This window comes from Streptomyces sp. CLCI03 (assembly GCF_053615355.1).
In genome coordinates, this window is record NZ_CM132132.1 from 6,832,416 (window position 1) to 6,848,074 (window position 15,659).

At 71.1% G+C, this 15,659-nt stretch carries 13 protein-coding genes and 1 pseudogene; 6 read left to right on the plus strand and 8 right to left on the minus strand.

Annotated elements, in window-relative coordinates; all coding sequences use genetic code 11:
• Positions 1-194 precede the first annotated feature (194 nt).
• The gene (locus ACWG52_RS31630; protein WP_030719062.1) at positions 195-923 is read right to left on the minus strand and encodes a type 1 glutamine amidotransferase; all 729 of its coding nucleotides are present in this window, start codon (positions 921-923) and stop codon (positions 195-197) included.
• 19 nt (positions 924-942) lie between these two features.
• The gene (locus tag ACWG52_RS31635) at positions 943-2,181 is read right to left on the minus strand and encodes a MurT ligase domain-containing protein (protein ID WP_030719064.1); all 1,239 of its coding nucleotides are present in this window, start codon (positions 2,179-2,181) and stop codon (positions 943-945) included.
• 123 nt (positions 2,182-2,304) lie between these two features.
• Here ACWG52_RS31635 and def point away from each other — a divergent pair.
• Positions 2,305-2,838: pseudogene (gene def, locus ACWG52_RS31640) on the plus strand (peptide deformylase); the annotation flags it as partial.
• A 153-nt stretch (positions 2,839-2,991) separates the two neighbouring features.
• On the opposite strand, the gene ACWG52_RS31645 reads toward def, so the two are convergent.
• Positions 2,992-3,636 carry a TetR family transcriptional regulator gene (locus tag ACWG52_RS31645; protein WP_389808512.1) on the minus strand — a complete coding sequence of 215 codons (645 nt, stop codon included), beginning with the start codon at positions 3,634-3,636 and terminating at the stop codon, positions 2,992-2,994.
• A gap of 216 nt (positions 3,637-3,852) precedes the next feature.
• On the opposite strand from ACWG52_RS31645, the gene ACWG52_RS31650 reads away from it, so the two are divergent.
• Positions 3,853-5,082, plus strand: a complete 1,230-nt coding sequence (locus ACWG52_RS31650; protein WP_150256329.1) for an acyl-CoA dehydrogenase family protein — start codon at positions 3,853-3,855, stop codon at positions 5,080-5,082.
• A gap of 89 nt (positions 5,083-5,171) precedes the next feature.
• Here the strand turns inward: ACWG52_RS31650 and ACWG52_RS31655 are convergent, their stop codons facing one another.
• The gene (locus ACWG52_RS31655; RefSeq protein WP_161291408.1) at positions 5,172-5,609 is read right to left on the minus strand and encodes an SRPBCC family protein; all 438 of its coding nucleotides are present in this window, start codon (positions 5,607-5,609) and stop codon (positions 5,172-5,174) included.
• Between the two features lie 155 nt (positions 5,610-5,764).
• Between ACWG52_RS31655 and ACWG52_RS31660 the strand changes: the two genes are divergently transcribed.
• Positions 5,765-5,950 carry a DUF5999 family protein gene (locus ACWG52_RS31660; protein ID WP_030388211.1) on the plus strand — a complete coding sequence of 62 codons (186 nt, stop codon included), beginning with the start codon at positions 5,765-5,767 and terminating at the stop codon, positions 5,948-5,950.
• A gap of 152 nt (positions 5,951-6,102) precedes the next feature.
• Here ACWG52_RS31660 and ACWG52_RS31665 read toward each other — a convergent pair whose 3' ends face one another.
• Positions 6,103-8,202: an ATP-binding protein gene (locus ACWG52_RS31665; protein ID WP_389808516.1), complete on the minus strand. Its 2,100-nt coding sequence runs from the start codon at positions 8,200-8,202 to the stop codon at positions 6,103-6,105.
• Positions 8,203-8,264: 62 nt separating this feature from the next.
• Positions 8,265-9,221 carry a fibronectin type III domain-containing protein gene (locus tag ACWG52_RS31670; protein WP_389808519.1) on the minus strand — a complete coding sequence of 319 codons (957 nt, stop codon included), beginning with the start codon at positions 9,219-9,221 and terminating at the stop codon, positions 8,265-8,267.
• A 305-nt stretch (positions 9,222-9,526) separates the two neighbouring features.
• Between ACWG52_RS31670 and ACWG52_RS31675 the strand changes: the two genes are divergently transcribed.
• Together ACWG52_RS31675 and ACWG52_RS31680 are read left to right on the plus strand one after the other, a co-directional pair.
• Positions 9,527-9,721, plus strand: coding sequence for a hypothetical protein (locus ACWG52_RS31675; RefSeq protein WP_328964299.1), 195 nt, complete (start codon positions 9,527-9,529; stop codon positions 9,719-9,721).
• A gap of 129 nt (positions 9,722-9,850) precedes the next feature.
• Positions 9,851-11,416, plus strand: a complete 1,566-nt coding sequence (locus ACWG52_RS31680; RefSeq protein ID WP_389808522.1) for a hypothetical protein — start codon at positions 9,851-9,853, stop codon at positions 11,414-11,416.
• Between the two features lie 170 nt (positions 11,417-11,586).
• On the opposite strand, the gene ACWG52_RS31685 is transcribed toward ACWG52_RS31680, so the two are convergent.
• Positions 11,587-11,754, minus strand: coding sequence for a hypothetical protein (locus ACWG52_RS31685; protein ID WP_389808525.1), 168 nt, complete (start codon positions 11,752-11,754; stop codon positions 11,587-11,589).
• Between the two features lie 183 nt (positions 11,755-11,937).
• Between ACWG52_RS31685 and ACWG52_RS31690 the strand changes: the two genes are divergently transcribed.
• Entirely contained in the window at positions 11,938-14,454 is a 2,517-nt protein-coding gene (locus ACWG52_RS31690; protein ID WP_390135612.1) for a tetratricopeptide repeat protein, read from the plus strand.
• A 58-nt stretch (positions 14,455-14,512) separates the two neighbouring features.
• On the opposite strand, the gene ACWG52_RS31695 is transcribed toward ACWG52_RS31690, so the two are convergent.
• Positions 14,513-15,649: an LLM class flavin-dependent oxidoreductase gene (locus ACWG52_RS31695; RefSeq protein WP_389808530.1), complete on the minus strand. Its 1,137-nt coding sequence runs from the start codon at positions 15,647-15,649 to the stop codon at positions 14,513-14,515.
• Between the last annotated feature and the right edge of the window lie 10 nt (positions 15,650-15,659).

Here is a 15,659-nt window from a genome sequence, read left to right on the forward strand (position 1 = left end):
ACCGGACCACGTCGTCCGGTTGGAACTACGGCCACCCTACAAGCGGTGGAGAGGTGGACTGAACCATCCTCCACATGCTGGTCGCACTCGTCGTACGAAACGACGTCGGCCCGGTTCCCCCTAGGGAAAACCGGGCCGAACACATGATGAGGAGGCCGCCCCGATGAGCGCTCGGCAGGGCGTTGAACGGGGTGCTACGCGGGCTGCGTCGCGGCCGCGATGCGCTCCGCGCGCAGCGCCTCGTACCACCGGTCGTCTATGGCCGGCAGCGCGTTCACATCGAGGGCCAGCTTCAGCAGCAGGTCCGCGATCTGCGGGTTGCGGGCCATCACGGGACCGTGCATGTACGTGCCGAACACCGTGTCGTTGTACGCGCCTTCGGTGCCGTCACCGGTGCCGTTGCCACGGCCCATGCTCACCCGGGCGAACGGCTTGGCCGTCGGGCCGAGGTGGGTCACGCCCTGGTGGTTCTCGAAGCCCGTCAGCTGCGGCAGGCCCAGGCGCGGGTCGATGTCCGCGAGGACGTCGCCGACGCACCGCTCGCCCTCACCGCGCACCGTGACGACGTCCAGCAGGCCGAGGCCCTCCTGGCGCTGTCCCTGGTCGTTGACGAATTCCTTGCCGAGGATCTGGTACCCGGCGCAGACGGAGAAGACGATCGCGCCGTTGGAGACGGCGCGCTCCAGACCGCCGTCGCGCAGCAGGCGCTCCGCGGCCAGGCGCTGCGGCCGGTCCTCGCCACCGCCGATCAGGTAGATGTCGCCCGAGGTGGGGATCGGCTGGTCGCTGCGCACGTCCACGCGCTGCACGTCCAGGCCGCGCTGGCGCGCCCGGCGTTCCACCACGAGGGCGTTGCCCTGGTCTCCGTAGGTGCTCAGCAGGTCCGGGTAGACCCACACCAGACGCAGGCTGTTGTCGCTCATGCTCTTGTCCTTATGGGTACTAGTTGCCGACGCGGCGGCGCACGTCCTGGAAGGCGGTGTAGTTGGCGATCAGCTCGATCTGTCCGGGCGGCGCGAGCTGCACGGCCTCGTCGAGGGTGTCGCACACCCGGAACTCCAGGCCCGCGACCTCCAGGCGGACCGCGAGGTCCAGCTTGCGGTCACCGATCACGAAGATCGGGTGACCGGCCAGCCGCGGGTAGTCCACGTCCCACAGCCAGGAGGTGTCGGTGCCGTCGGCGCCGCGCGCGTTCACCGAGAGGATCACCGGGGTCGGCGGGGGATCGATCAGCGAAAACGTTTCGAGCCAGCCCGCCGGGTTCTTCGCGAGCAGCAGCCGCAGCTCACGGCCCTGGAAGTTCACCACGTCGTAGCGGCCGGCGACGGCCTGCACCTGGTACATCCGCTCCAGCGCGACCTGCGGCGGGACGCCGAAGACGGCTGCCACGGCGGCCGAGGTGGCGGCGTTGGCCTTGTTGGCGCGGCCGGGCAGCTGGAGGTGGATCGGCCAGGCCGAGCCGTGCGGGTCCAGGACGTGGTCGCCGGAGAGCACCCAGGTCGGCGTCGGGCGCCGGAATCCGCACTCGCCGCAGAACCAGTCGTCGCCGGGGCGCTGCATGACGCCACCGCAGGAGGGGCACGACCAGGCGTCGTCCTTCCACTCCTGGCCGGCCGCGACCCACACCACGTTCTGCGAGGAGGACGCGGACCACACGATCAGCGGGTCGTCGCAGTTGGCGACGATGACCGCCTTGGACCCCTGCAGGCCCTCGCGCCACTTCTCCGCGAGCATGCGGGTCTCGGCGGCGCGGTCCAGCTGGTCGCGGGAGAGGTTGAGCAGGGCGATCACCTTGGGGGTGACGTCCCGGGCCACTCCGGCCAGGTACTTCTCGTCCACCTCGATGACGCCGTACTTGGCGTCCGAGCCACCGGCCAGCGCCGAGGTGATGCCGGCCGGCATGTTGGCGCCGAGGGCGTTGGAGACGACCGGACCGCTGGCCCGCAGGGCCTCCGCGATCAGTCGGGTCGTCGTGGTCTTGCCGTTCGTCGCGGAGACGAGGACGACATCGAGATGTTGCGCCAGCGCGCCGAGAAGATCGGGGTCGAGCCTGAGTGCGACCTTGCCACCGATCACCGATCCGCTTCCGCGTCCCGCGGCCCGCGACACCGCCGCCGCGGCCTTGCCCGCCGTCACGGCCAGCTTGGCCCGCGGCGAAAGCGGCTCCGTGTTGCCTGCCATCGTCCCTTGTCCTCCTTGCGTCGGTCGGCCCCAGCCTATCCAGTACCTGCCGCGGCCTTGACCGCGGCGCCCCCGCCCCGCCGCGGATCTCCTCATATAGTCGCCCGTCGTAGGCTTACGGCCATGCGACAGCGCCCCATCCCCGGTACCACCGGCCACGTCCGCACCATGAGCCTGCTGGGTGATCCGGTGCTCCGCTCCGCGTGCGCGGAAGTCACCGCATTCGGCCCGGAACTCGACCGGCTCATCGAGGACATGTTCGCCACGATGTACGCCGCCGAGGGTGTCGGGCTCGCCGCGAACCAGATCGGCGTCGGGCAGCGGGTGTTCGTCTACGACTGCCCCGACGACGAGGACGTCCGCCACGTCGGGCACATCGTCAACCCGCGGTTGGTGACGGCCGACGGGGACGAGTTCCTGGGGCCGGAGGGATGCCTGTCCCTGCCGGGGCTGGAGGCGGGCACCCCCCGCTTCGACCACGCGGTGGTGGAAGGGGTCACGTCGGACGGGGCGGCGGTGCGGATCTCGGGGACGGGGTTCTTCGCGCGGTGCCTGCAGCACGAGTGCGACCACCTCGACGGGACGGTGTACGCGGACCGCGTGACGGGCCTGCGAGCCCGTCGCCTGCGGCGCGCCATCCGCAAGACCCCGTGGGGTGCCGAGGGCATCTCCAGCCTCGCCGGCGTGTGGGGGGCGGGGTCTGGGCGGAGCCCCAGGAACCCGGCTCCGCCGGGCACCGCGCCTCAAACGCCGGCGAGGCTGAAATGAGCCGGCGGGGCCGGGTGTGCCGGCGAGGCCGACAGGGTCGGGCTAGAAGCCCGGGCCGTCCGCGCGGTTGCCGGCGGTGGCCAGGCGGCCCCAGAGGAGGTCGGTGAGGCCCGCGACCAGTTCCGCGCGCTCGCAGGGGCGTTCGCCCAGCCACCAGTCGCCGGCCGCGTGCATCATGCCGACGATGCCGTGCCCCCAGATCCGGGCGAGGCGTTCGCCCCCCGGGCCGAGGTCCACCCGTTCACCGATCACCTCGGCCAGTTCCTCGCCGAGCCGGCGCAGCAGCGGGGCCGAGTGCAGGCCGACGTCGAAGCCGCGTTCCGCGGTGTGGGAGTCCTCGGCGGGGTGCATGAGGAAGCGGTAGACCTGCGGGCGGGCCTCGATGGCGGCGAGGTAGGTGTCGAGGGTCGACTCCACCCGGCGGCGCCGCTCGGCGGGGGCGTCGAGCGCGGCCCGCAGCGAGTCGAGCAGTGCGTCGGTGTGCCGGACGGCGAGGGCCTGGTAGAGGCCCGCCTTGTCCCCGAAGTGCCGGTAGAGGATGGGCTTGGTGATGCCGGCCTCCGCCGCGATCGCGTTCATGGAGGCCTTGGGGCCGTCCCTGAGCACGACCCGGTCGGCGGCTTCGAGCAGCTCCCGGCGGCGGCGTTCGGCCGCTCCCGGCTCACCGGCCTGCTGAGTGGTCTCCATGACGTGTTTCTCTCCCCGCCCTTGCGATGTGCGTGACGCCCACGCAACGTAACACCCCGCACACCCTGTCGATCGAATCGGCGGTCATCCCGTCCGGCGGCAGGGCCGGTGCGGGCGGTGCTTGACAGTGCTTACTCGTCAGTAACAGACTGTGGCCTTCGCGTAGGTTACCGCTAGTAACTTCCGCAGGGACGAGTACAGACAGGTGGAGGGGACATGGCGGAGTTCACCATGGAGCTGAACGACGACCAGAAGCAGGTGCGGGACTGGATCCACGGCTTCGCCGCCGATGTGATGCGCCCCGCCGCCGCGGAATGGGACGAGCGCGAAGAGACTCCCTGGCCCGTCATCCAGGAGGCCGCCAAGGTCGGCATCTACTCGCTGGACTTCTACGCCCAACAGTTCTTCGACCCGACCGGCCTCGGCATCCCGATGGCCATGGAGGAGCTCTTCTGGGGCGACGCGGGCATCGCGCTGTCGATCGTCGGCACCGGACTCGCGGCCATCGGCGTCGTCGCCAACGGCACCGAGGAGCAGATCGGCACCTGGATCCCGCAGATGTACGGCACCCCGGACGACGTCAAGGTCGCCGCCTTCTGCTCCTCCGAGCCGGACGCCGGCTCCGACGTCGGCTCGATGCGCACCCGGGCGGTCTACGACCAGGCCAAGGACGAGTGGGTGCTCAACGGCACCAAGACCTGGGCGACGAACGGCGGCATCGCCAACGTCCACATCGTCGTCGCGGTCGTCGACCCGGCGCTGGGGACCAAGGGGCACGCCTCCTTCATCGTCCCGCCGAACACCCCCGGCCTGTCCCAGGGGCAGAAGTTCAAGAAGCACGGCATCCGCGCCTCGCACACCGCCGAGGTGGTGCTGGAGGACGTCCGGATCCCCGGCTCCTGCCTGCTCGGCGGCAAGGAGAAGCTGGACGAGCGCCTCGCGCGGGCCCACGAGCGCGCGCGCAGCGGCGGCGGCGAGCGGGTGAAGAACGCGGCCATGGCCACCTTCGAGGCCTCCCGGCCGGCGGTCGGCGCGATGGCCGTCGGCACCGCCCGCGCGGCGTACGAGGTGGCCCTCGACTACGCGAAGACCCGTACGCAGTTCGGCCGCCCGATCATCGACAACCAGGGCGTGGCCTTCCAGCTCGCCGACATGCGGACGCAGATCGACGCGGCCCGACTGCTGGTGTGGCGGGCGTCCTGGATGGCGGTGGCGGGCCGGCCGTTCGAGTCGGCGGAGGGCTCGATGTCCAAGCTCTTCGCGAGCGAGGTCGCCAAGAAGGTCACCGCCCAGGCGGTCCAGATCCTCGGTGGCAACGGCTTCACCCGCGAGTACCCGGTCGAGCGCATGCACCGGGACAGCGCCATCTACACCATCTTCGAGGGCACCAGCGAGATCCAGCGCCTGGTGATCGCCCGCACGATCTCCGGCATGCCGATCCGCTAGGCCGTCTGGAGGTCGTGCGGTCGCCGGGGTGCGGGGCGGACGCCCCGTACCCCGGTGGCTCGGCCTGCGCGGCGGACGGTGCGGCGTCCTCAGGGCCGGAGCAGCCGCGTGAGGGCCCGGCCGAAGAGGAGCCGGCCCGCCGCCGCGACCAGGGGATCCAGGGCGCGGGGGAGGCCGCGCAGGCGCAGCTCCTCGCGCCAGTGGATCTCGGCGCCGCCCGTGGCGAGGGGGCGGATCTCGATCTCCGCCCAGCCCGTCACCGTCCGGCCGCGCTTCTCCAGTCGAACCAATCCCGACAAACCCTCCACGGGGGGTCGCCACACGACGACTTCCATGCGGTCGTCGAATGTGATCCTGCTCACGCCCGTACGTGCCGTGAAGATCGTTCCGACGTGGGTGGGCGGCGGCGTCTCGATGATCGTCCGGGTGAGCGGGACCTGTGCGCCGTGGCGCTCCCAGTCCGTGAGCATCGACCACGCCTCGACCGGCGGAAAAGACGTGCGGTGAATGATCCGGATAGCGGGCATGAGCGCATCGTAATCGGGCATACACACCGTGAACTGGACGGCGGATATGGGTTCCGTCCGGGGGCGGCGATCAGTAATACTCACCGCCACCGTGGATCGCGGAATCGACCGGGTGACCACCGGCGCTCCCGCCCCACTTCGCGAGGAGGTGCGCCATGTGCTCCCACCAGCCACCCTGCCCTACCGCCGACAGCGCCGATCACGACGCCGCCCGCATTGTGGCCTCTCACCCGGAACAGGGCTGGAGCCTGCTGTGCAACGGAGTCGTGATGTTCGACGACACCGGTGAACTGCTCCCCGACAGCCGCACGGTGGAACCCCGCCGCCCGGCCCTGGTCTGAGCGAGGAGGCAGCATGCGCCAGCAGCTGATCCGTAAGCCCGTCCCGAAGCCCGCCCCCCGAGACCTGGACCTGCGTACACCGTCGGGCAGACCCCTCCCGTACTGACGGGAGCCCAGGATTTAGGCCGTACCCCGGTCCCACCGGCCGAGACTCAGCCGGTGGGCGCCGCCGCGCCGCCCAGGAACGCCGTCTCGTAGGCGGCGTCCCCGATCGCCGCGCGGGCCTGCCGCTCGCCCTGGTCCCGTAGGGCCGTCAGCGAGGGCGAGCCCATCTGCGGCCGGCCCACCGTGCGCCACCAGGCGTGCCCGGTGCCCAGCAGCCGCGCCGCGAGTTCCCCGTCGCCCAACCCGGCCACCGCCGCGGCCAGCAGGTCCAGGCCGAGCGCGATGCCGAAGCGGTCGCCGAGCAGCCGTTTCCCCGAGAGCATGGCCCGTACGTGCCGGGCGGCCTCCCCGTGGTCCCCGAGGCCCAGCGCGGCCACGGCCAGGATGTAGTCCGCGTACGCCCGCAGCCAGCGCTCGCCCAGCTCCACGCAGGCCTCCCGCAGGGACCGCGCCTCCTCGGTCGCCTCCTCGAAACGCCGCAGGTCGCACAGGGCGTAGCCGGTGGCCAGCTTGCACAGGAGCCAGCCCGCGCCGCTGGTGCGTCCGCCGTGTCCCGCCCGGGCCCGGGGGCCGGCCAGCCGCAGGGCCCGTACGGGATCGCCGGGCATGAGGACGGAGACCGCGTGCAGGTAGCCCGCGCGCAGCTCCCGCTCCGGGTCCGCGAGCCGGGCCGCGTCGCGTGTGCACTCGCCGCCGAGCTTCTGGGCCGCGTCCAGGTCGCCCTGGAGCAGCGCGGTGAGCCCGAGGGCCCACACGGCCTGGTTGTACGCGGCCCCCGAACGCGGAGCGGCCCGCAGGGCCCGTTCCAGGAAGCCGCGGCCCTCGTGCACGTGCCCGCACGCGAACCAGTAGAACCACAGCGCCCCGGCCATCTCCAGCGCCGCCGTCGGGTCGGCGGCGATCAGGTGTTCCAGGGCCGTACGCAGCTGCGCGTGCTCGGCGGTGATCCTGCGGTACCAGTCCACCTGCCCCGGGCCCAGCCATCCGCGGTCGGCGGCCTGGGAGAGCGCCGCGTACCAGTGGGCGTGCCGGTCGGTGACGATCTCCACCTCGCCGAGCTCGCCCAGCCAGTCCTGCCCGTACTCGCGGATCGTGTCCAGCATCCGATAGCGGGGCCCGGTCCCGCGTTCCTCGATGCGCAGCACCACGGACTTGGCGGCGAGGCCCGCCAGCGCGCGCTCCACCCGGGCGGCCGGCAGCGGTCCGCCCGAGCAGACGGCGCGTGCCGCCGCGATGTCGAAGTCACCGGTGAAGACCGAGAGTCGGGCCCACAGCAGCCGTTCCAGCGGCTCGCACAGTTCGTGGCTCCAGCCGATCGTGGTCCGCATCGTCTGATGCCGGCGCGGTAACGCGGCCGCCCGGGCGTCGGACAGCACCTCGAAGCGCTCCCCGATCCGCTCGGCCATGTGCTCCAGCGTCCACAACCGCATGCGGGCGCCCGCGAGTTCCAGCGCGAGCGGGATGCCGTCCAGGCGTCGGCACACCTCGGCGGCCACAGCGGTCCGCGCGGGGTCGGCGAAGACGGCAGCCGCCCCCGGGGTCGCGGCCAGGGCGCGGGCCCGGAACAGGGCGAGGGCGTCGCTGTCGGCCCCCTCGCAGGGCAGCGGCCGGACCTCGAGGACCTCCTCGGTCGGCATGCCGAGCGGCTCGCGGGAGGTGACCAGGATCGTCAACCCGGGTGCGGACTGCAGGAGTTCACCGACCAGGTGGCGGCAGTCGGCCACCAGGTGCTCGCAGGTGTCCAACACCAGGAGCAGCTCCTTGTCGGCCATCCACGCGCACAGCTCCTCGTCGGGAGGGCGCGGAGAGTGGTCGGCGAGGCCGACCGTGTGGGCGACGGTGGCCGTGAGCAGGCTCGGGTCGCGCAGCGGGGACAGCTCCGCCCACCAGACTCCGTCGGGGCGGGCCTGGCGGGCGGCGGCGACGGCGCGTAGGGCGAGCCGCGACTTGCCGACGCCCCCCACGCCCGTGAGCGTGACCAGTCTTCGTTCGCGCAACAGGTCTTCGAGCAGCTGGAGTTCCTGCTCCCGACCGAAGAAGCTCGCAGGTTCCGGGGGGAGGTTGCCGGGCACCGGGCAGGGAGCCGGTCCGGGATCGCCGTCCGCGGAGTCTGCCTGATTGTCATGGAACGAATACTCACCGAACACGGATGTATTGTGCGCGATCTTTCCGGGCGGCCGCGCCGTTCGAGCCGGATCGGTGTCTTCTTTCACGCGACGAGTGTGATCCGCCGCTCCGCGGAGAAGGATCCCCAGTTGCCGTCGGGCAGTCTGGCCCGCAGTTTCACGGCCCACACCGTGCCGGCGGGTTCGGCCACCGTGATCCGGTGTTCCGCCCGGCCGCTGGGCACCGCACCCGCTCCGAACTGGATGACGGTGGTGGGCCGTCCGTTGACGTACAGCTCGTACTCGGTGGTCTCGCCACCGGTGTCCGGGGCGGTCCAGGTCAAGGTGACGGTGCCGGGGGAGGCGGTCGCGGCGAATTCGGCGGGGGCGGTGCCCGGGCCGTCACCGGATGCGGGTGGGGTCGTCACGTCCACCGCAGGGCCGTCGGGGGAGGAGTTGTCCGCCCCGTCGCGGGCCCGGACGGTGAAGGTGTAGACGGTGTCGGGCCGGAGGACGTCCAGGGTCGTGGCGCTCTCGCCGGGGCCGGCGGTGTGGATGCGGACGCCGCCCTGGTAGATGTCGTAGGCCGTGACGCCGGTGTCGTCGGTCGCCGCCGTCCAGGTCACCCGGGCGGACCGCGGTCCGGTCGCCCGGGCGGTGGTGGCGGCCGGGGGAGTGGGAGCCGTGCGGTCCTCGGCCTTGGCGGCGGGCGTGGTCACCCGGGTGACCGGGGCGGGGGCGGAGAGGTTGCCGGCGGCGTCCTCGGCCCGGACCGTGAAGGCATAACCGGTCTGCGGGGCGAGGCCGGTGATGTCCACCATGGTCTTCTCGGCGGGGAGTTCACGGACCAGACGGTCGGCCTCGAAGACCTGGTAGCCGGTCACCCCGTCCCGGTCGGCGGCCGCGTTCCACATGACGTGCACGCTGGTGGCGCTGCCGGCCTGGGCGGTCAGGCCGGCGGGGGCGGGCGGGGGTCGGGTGTCGGGCGTGGTGCAGGCCGTGAGGCCGGTGAGGCCTGCGACGGCCAGGCAGAGGGCGAGCGTGGGGGCGCTGCGTCGCACGGGGGTGCCTTCCTCGGCTTCCTTGGCTCCTTATTGGTCTAGACATATATGGCACGGCGGGCGGGAGCCCGACAAGACCCCTGCGTCCGGCGGCCCGTGGCGTGCCCGGATTCGCGTCCGTCTGTTCCGGACGGCGGCGGCGACTCCACCGTCCTCGACAGTGCCGCGTCGGGGCCGACCGGTCGTGACGAGATCGTCAAGGACCGACCGCCCGTCACGGACGGTCAACACCCGTACGGCGGACACATCTTTCGCCCGAAGGCACCCCCTCCTGCGCCACCATGGCGGCGAGTAAGGAGGTTTCGATGGTGATTTCTCTCTCGGTGGTCGTCCTGCTCCTCATCCTGGCCTGGATCTTCCTGCGCAGCGGCGGACTCAAGTTCTCGCACGCCCTCGTCTGCGCACTGCTCGGCTTCTACCTCGCGAGCAGCAGCATGGCCACGACCATCCACAACGGTCTGACGGCCACCGCGAACGTGGTGGCCGGCCTCAATCCTTGATCGACTGTTGCGCGTTCGTGAATCATCCGGCCCGTCCATGGACTCCTCGTGCGGTGCGATCTAGCGTCTGGCGGCGGCGCGACATCAGACGCAATGTCAACAACGCACAGAGACATGGAGGAAGCCCGGATGCTCCGAAGATCGCTGAACTGCGCCGTGCTGCCCGTCGTCGCCGCACTCACGGTGATGTACGGCGGCTCCTCGGCCCAGGCCGAGGAGATACCCAAGGCCCCCGGTCACCGCCTCGTCACCCACTACGACGGCAGCCCCGCGGCCGCCGCACCGCTGCCCGGCGAGGCACCGCCGCAGCACCCCTTCCTCGCACCCAACGGCCGCAGCGGCATGCACTCCGACGCGGCGGGCAGCGCCACCTCCCCGTGGTCGGGCCCGCTCGGCAGGAACCCGAAGGTCACCAGCGAGAAGATCGCCGCCCTCGGCGGTGAGTGCGCCACCGCGACCTTCGACTCGGCCGGCCGGCTCGTCACGGTGTGCGGCACCTTCTCCGGCTTCAAGGTCAAGCTCCTCGAACCCCGTACGCTCGCCACGCTCGCGGAATACCAGCTCCCGCAGCGCTCCTCGACGGTCGAGGCGATCACCTCGCTCGACTTCGCGAAGATCTTCAAGGACACCTCGGGCGGCGCCTACTTCTACCTGGACGACCAGGACCGGGCCGTGCTGGCCGACTCCCGCCAACACATCCTGCGCCTCGGACACTCCCAAAGCCCCGACGGCACCTGGAAGTTCACGGTCGACGACGACTGGGACCTCACCGGGCAGGTCCCCCACGACTGCGTGACCTGGACCAACCTGTGGCCCAGCGGCACCTGCGACCCCGTCACCTCCGTGATGCCCGACTGGGACGGGCGGATCTGGTGGGTCACCCGCCAGGGACGGGTCGGCACGGTGGACCCGGCGACCGACCGGATCCGCTCCGTCCGACTGCCGGGCGAGGAGATCCAGAACTCCTTCTCGGTCGCCGAGGACGGAGTCTCCATCGTCTCCGACCACGCGCTCTACAGCTTCCGCGCCGGCGCCGACGGCACCCCTGAGGTGCAGTGGCGCCAAACGTACGACCGTGGCACGGCGTCCAAGCCCGGCTCCGTCAACCAAGGCTCGGGCACGACCCCGGACCTCTTCGGCCAGAACTACGTCGCCATCACCGACAACGCCGACGACCGGATGAACGTCCTGGTCTACAAGCGGGGCGTGGACGTGCCCGCCGACCGTCGACTGGTCTGCAAGGTGCCGGTGTTCGGCTCCGGCGCCTCGACCACCGACAACTCGCTCATCACCTGGGGCAACAGCATCGTCGTCGAGAACAACTACGGCTACGAGAACCCCACCACCCTGCTGCTGGGCAAGTCCGTCGTGGGCGGAGTCGCCCGCATCGACGTACGCGCCGACGGCAGCGGCTGCGACACGGTCTGGGAGAGCGCGATCCGCGCTCCCTCCGTGGTCCCCAAGCTCTCCACCGCGAACGGGCTGCTCTACTTCTACGAGAAGGAGCCCAACGCCTGGGGCATCGACGCCTGGTACCTCACGGCCGTGGACTTCCGCACGGGCGAGCGCCGCTGGCGGCAGCTGACCGGCACCGGCCCGCTCTACGACAACAACTGGGCCCCGATCACCCTCGGCCCCGACGGCACCGCGTACGTCGGTGTCTTCAACGGCATCGTCGCGGTCCGCGACAACTGACCGACGAACCGCCCGCCGCCGGATCCCTCCGGCGGCGCGTGGCGTCGGTGCGGGACGTGGTCGAACCCCGGCCGCGAACACGGCCCTTCGACGGTTGCGCGGTCCCGGCCCGGGGTACTCCAGCATGATGTGCGGGCATGGGGTGGCAGGCGGGTGCCGAAGCGGGATCGTCACCTGCGGCCGCGCACGGCCCGCACCACCTCGGCGACGGCCTCGAGAATCCGGGCGCGGTCCCGCGAAGGGGTGCCCTTCACCGCGGCGACCACGATGAGCACGGCCGCAGTGGCCGTGACCACCATGCAGACGACGGGCACCAGGGCCCACACCGTGACGTCCATGACGATTCCTCCGTCCAAGCCGCCGACGGTCGAGCGGCACGAGAGACATCCCAGCAGGACGGTCCGGGCCGGCGAAGACTTGCCGGACCGGGCGGATGGAATCGACGACATGCCAGGTCGCAAGCACGTCCAGCCATCATCCGGGCGGATCCGCCGGATTCCGGGACTCGCGAAGGGGACGCGGTGAGCAAGAAGACGAATCCGGGAGCCGAGAGGCAGACGCTGCGCGACGCGCTGGCGGCGCTGGAAGGGCGGGCGCTCCAGGCAAGGAAACGCAACGGGCCGACCGATGAGGGCAACGCCCGGCCGAACCAGGCCATCAGCCGCGAAGGGGCGATCGACGAGGCGAACTCCCGACGGAAGGCCGCCGGGATGGGCGAGCTCAGGTCGAGCACCGTGGGCGGCTGGTTCGAGAAGGGCACCCCGGCCAAGGACTTCGAGGACCTGTGGGCACTGGTCGAAGTGCTACTGGTGTGGTCCGGACTGCCGGGAGCGGAAACCGTCGACATCTCCTCCCGTGCCAAGGCGAGAGCACGATGGACCAGCAGCAAGGAGGTGTGGAAGGCCCGGTGGGAGCAGGCCAAAGCCCAGCGGCCGCTCCCCGGACCGCCGCACGAACCTGTGCTGGTCGGTACCTTTCCGCAGGTCGTTTCGTGTTTCCAGGACCGTGCTCTCGTCGGTGAACTGGACGCGGCACTGGCCGGCTCGGGCACGGTGGTGTTGTCGCAGGTTCTCGCCGGAACCGGCGGGGTCGGCAAGACGCAGCTCGCGGCCCACTACGCCAAGACGATCCGAGGTTCGGTCGACGTGCAGGTGTGGGCGACGGCGACCAGCCGTGACTCGGTCGTATCCACGTATGCCGCCGCCGCACGCAAAGTCTGCGCAGGTGTCCCGGACGAACCGGAACAGGCCGCGGTCATGTTCCGCGATTGGCTGGAGACGACCGATCGAAGCTGGCTGCTCGTCCTGGACGACGTCACGGAGGCGGCGAACCTGCTGCACCTGTGGCCACCGCAGAGATCTTCGGGACAGTGCTTGATCACCACCCGCAACCGCAACGCACGGATCCTCCGGGGCCGCCGTCTGATGGACGTAGGAGTGTTCACCGAGGCGGAGGCCGTGTCCTACCTCGCCGCCGAACTGGCCGAATATGGGCGGACGGAAGAACGGCACGAGCTTGCCGCCCTCGCGGACGATCTCGGCCACCTGCCACTCGCCCTGGCCCAGGCCGCCGCCTACATGCCGACGAAACGCCTGACGTGCACGGCGTACCGAGCCCGTCTGGCCGAACGAACGCTGGCCACGGCGATGCCCCCTCCGGGGGACCTCGGAGATCACCAGCACACCCTGGCCGCGGTATGGAACATGTCCATCGAGGCCGCCGATGAGCTGCATCCTGCCGGACTCGCCCGCCCTGTGCTCCAGTTGGCATCCATGCTGGATCCCAACGGCATCCCGATCGGCGTCCTGACCGGCGCACCCGTCCTCAACCACCTCATGACCCATGCCGCGTACGGCTCCCCGCGACACGAACCGGAGCCCTCATCGGCGCAGACCGATGCCGAGGAGGTGACGAACGCCCTGCACAACCTTCGCCAGCTGAGCCTCGTCGACTGCATACCCGACGGACCCGAAGACGGGATCCGGACCGTACGGGTCCACCAGCTCGTCCAACGGGCCGTCCGCGAAAGCCTCACTGCTGACCAGCGCCGCCGGACGGCCCGGGCGGCCGCCGACTCCCTGACCGCCAGTTGGCCTCAGGTCGAACGTGACACCGCCCTCGGTCTGCAGTCCAATGCCACTGCCCTGGTCGCCCTGCGGGCCAATGTCGTCGCACTCATCGAATGTGCTGAAGAACCCCTGTACGAGAGCGATGTCCACCCCGTTGTCTTCCGGCTGGGGGAAAGCCTCGCCAGGGTCGGTATGGTCGATGCCGCTCACAAGTACTACCGTCGCGTTTTCGCCGTGGCCGGGGAGACCCTTGGCCCCGAGCATCCCGACACGCTGGAAGCCCAGGACAGCCTCGGTACCTGGTTGGGGGAGTCCGGTGACCTGCGGAGCGCTCTGAAACACCTCGGGGAGGCGCTGGAAACCCGAAAAAGGGTCCTGGGCCCACAGCACCCTGACACCTTGACCACTCAAAGTCATATGGCTGAATACCTGAGTCTCTCCGGCGACCTGGTCGGCGCCCAGGAGAAGCTCGACGAGGTGCTGGACGCGCGAAAGGCGATCTTCGGTGAACTCCATCCGGAAACCTTGATCGCCCAGAACAATTCCGCCCGCCTCAGGGCGGTGACCGGAAGTCCGGAAGAGGCCGCGGTCGAGTTCGAGGAAGTCTTCAGGAAGGCGGCCGAGGTGCTGGGGCCGGAGCACCCGGACACGCTGTCGGCCCGGGGTAATCTCGCCTTCTGCCGGGGGAAGTCCGGGAATGCGCAGAAGGCTGTGCATGAATATTCCGAACTGCTGAAGATCTCCGCTCGGGTCATGGGTCCTGAACACCCCGACACGCTCATCGCCAGGGGCAACCTGGCTCGATGGACAGGGGAGTCCGGTGATGCCGTCGGCGCCGCGGCCGCATTCGCCCTCCTGCTCGAAGACATGGTGCGCGTCCTCGGTGAAGGCCACCCGATCACGCTGACGACGCGCCGCATGCTCGACCAGTGGCAGCAGAGCGCCGAAGGCGGCCATCGATCGGAGTGATCGTCCGCACGTGAACCGGACGCGTCCGATACGGCAGCCCGGGTCGGCGCCGCGCCCCTCACGCCGACCGGCGGTGCCACTCCTCGGCGAGCAGGCGGTAGGAGTTCACCCGGTCCGCGTGCCCGTGCGTGATCGTGGTGATCAGCAACTCGTCCGCGTCCGTCGCCTCCTGGAGTCGCTCCAGGTCATCGGCGACGGTCCGCGCCGAGCCGACGAACCGGGTCTCCACCCGGTCGGCCACCAACCGTCGATCCTCCTCGGTCCACGGCAGGGCCCGCGCCTCGGCCGGGGTGGGGTAGGGGATGGCACCCTCGGCCGTCCGGATGCTGCGTACCCAGGCCCCGTAGCCGGTGGCCAGTTCGCGCGCCGCCTCCTCGTCCTCGGCCACCACCACATCGGCGGACACCGTCAGATACGGCCGTTCCAGCTCGGCCGACGGCTTGAACGCGGCCCGGTACCCCTCGGCCGCCTCCAGCACCGCCGCCGGACTGACGTGGTAGTTCGCCGCGAACCGCAGCCCGTTGCGGCCCGCCGTCTCCGCGCTCACCCCGCCGCTGCTCCCCAGGATCCACACGTCCACCTCGGCCCCCTCGCCGGGGACGGCATGCGCCTCCACCCCCTCCGGCGAGCGGTACTCGCCCCGCAGCAGCGCGAGCACGTCGTCGACCTGCTCGCCGTACTCCTGCGGCCGGGCCCCCGGCAGGTTCAGCAGCTCCTGTTGCAGGGCCACCCGCGGATGGCCCAGGAGAGGGGCGAAGGAGAACGGCTCGGGGATCCGCAGCCCGTTCGGGGTGTACCCGTCCACGACGGGGGTGAGCGGCGGCCGCGGCGCCGGACCCTCGGACGGCCGGGGGCGGCCCGCCGAGCGGCCCAACCCGAGGTCGATGCGCCCGGGATGCAGCGCGTCGATCAGGCCGAACTCCTCGACCGTCGACAACGCGGTGCGGTGCCCGAGCTGTACGGCGCCGGAGCCGAGCCGGATGGTCGAGGTCGCGGATGCGGTCAGCGCGAGCACGACCGCCGGGGACGTCCCGGCGACCCCGGGATTGAGGTGGTGCTCGGCGAACCAGTAGCGGGCGTAGCCGAACTCCTCGGCCCGCCGCGCGAGATCGATGCTGCGCCGCAGGGCATCGGCGGCGGTGGAACCGGAGGAGACGGGGACGAGGTCGAGGACCCCGAGAGGGATGCCGGGCATGGCCGGACTC

Excerpts from the sequence above, each read along its gene's own strand:
- ACWG52_RS31630 (WP_030719062.1), bottom strand. The coding sequence starts at position 923 with ATGAGCGACAACAGCCTGCGTCTGGTGTGGGTCTACCCGGACCTGCTG.
- ACWG52_RS31635 (WP_030719064.1), bottom strand. The coding sequence starts at position 2,181 with ATGGCAGGCAACACGGAGCCGCTTTCGCCGCGGGCCAAGCTGGCCGTG.
- ACWG52_RS31645 (WP_389808512.1), bottom strand. The coding sequence starts at position 3,636 with ATGGAGACCACTCAGCAGGCCGGTGAGCCGGGAGCGGCCGAACGCCGC.
- ACWG52_RS31650 (WP_150256329.1), top strand. The coding sequence starts at position 3,853 with ATGGCGGAGTTCACCATGGAGCTGAACGACGACCAGAAGCAGGTGCGG.
- ACWG52_RS31655 (WP_161291408.1), bottom strand. The coding sequence starts at position 5,609 with ATGCCCGCTATCCGGATCATTCACCGCACGTCTTTTCCGCCGGTCGAG.
- ACWG52_RS31660 (WP_030388211.1), top strand. The coding sequence starts at position 5,765 with ATGTGCTCCCACCAGCCACCCTGCCCTACCGCCGACAGCGCCGATCAC.
- ACWG52_RS31675 (WP_328964299.1), top strand. The coding sequence starts at position 9,527 with ATGGTGATTTCTCTCTCGGTGGTCGTCCTGCTCCTCATCCTGGCCTGG.
- ACWG52_RS31680 (WP_389808522.1), top strand. The coding sequence starts at position 9,851 with ATGCTCCGAAGATCGCTGAACTGCGCCGTGCTGCCCGTCGTCGCCGCA.
- ACWG52_RS31685 (WP_389808525.1), bottom strand. The coding sequence starts at position 11,754 with ATGGACGTCACGGTGTGGGCCCTGGTGCCCGTCGTCTGCATGGTGGTC.
- ACWG52_RS31695 (WP_389808530.1), bottom strand. The coding sequence starts at position 15,649 with ATGCCCGGCATCCCTCTCGGGGTCCTCGACCTCGTCCCCGTCTCCTCC.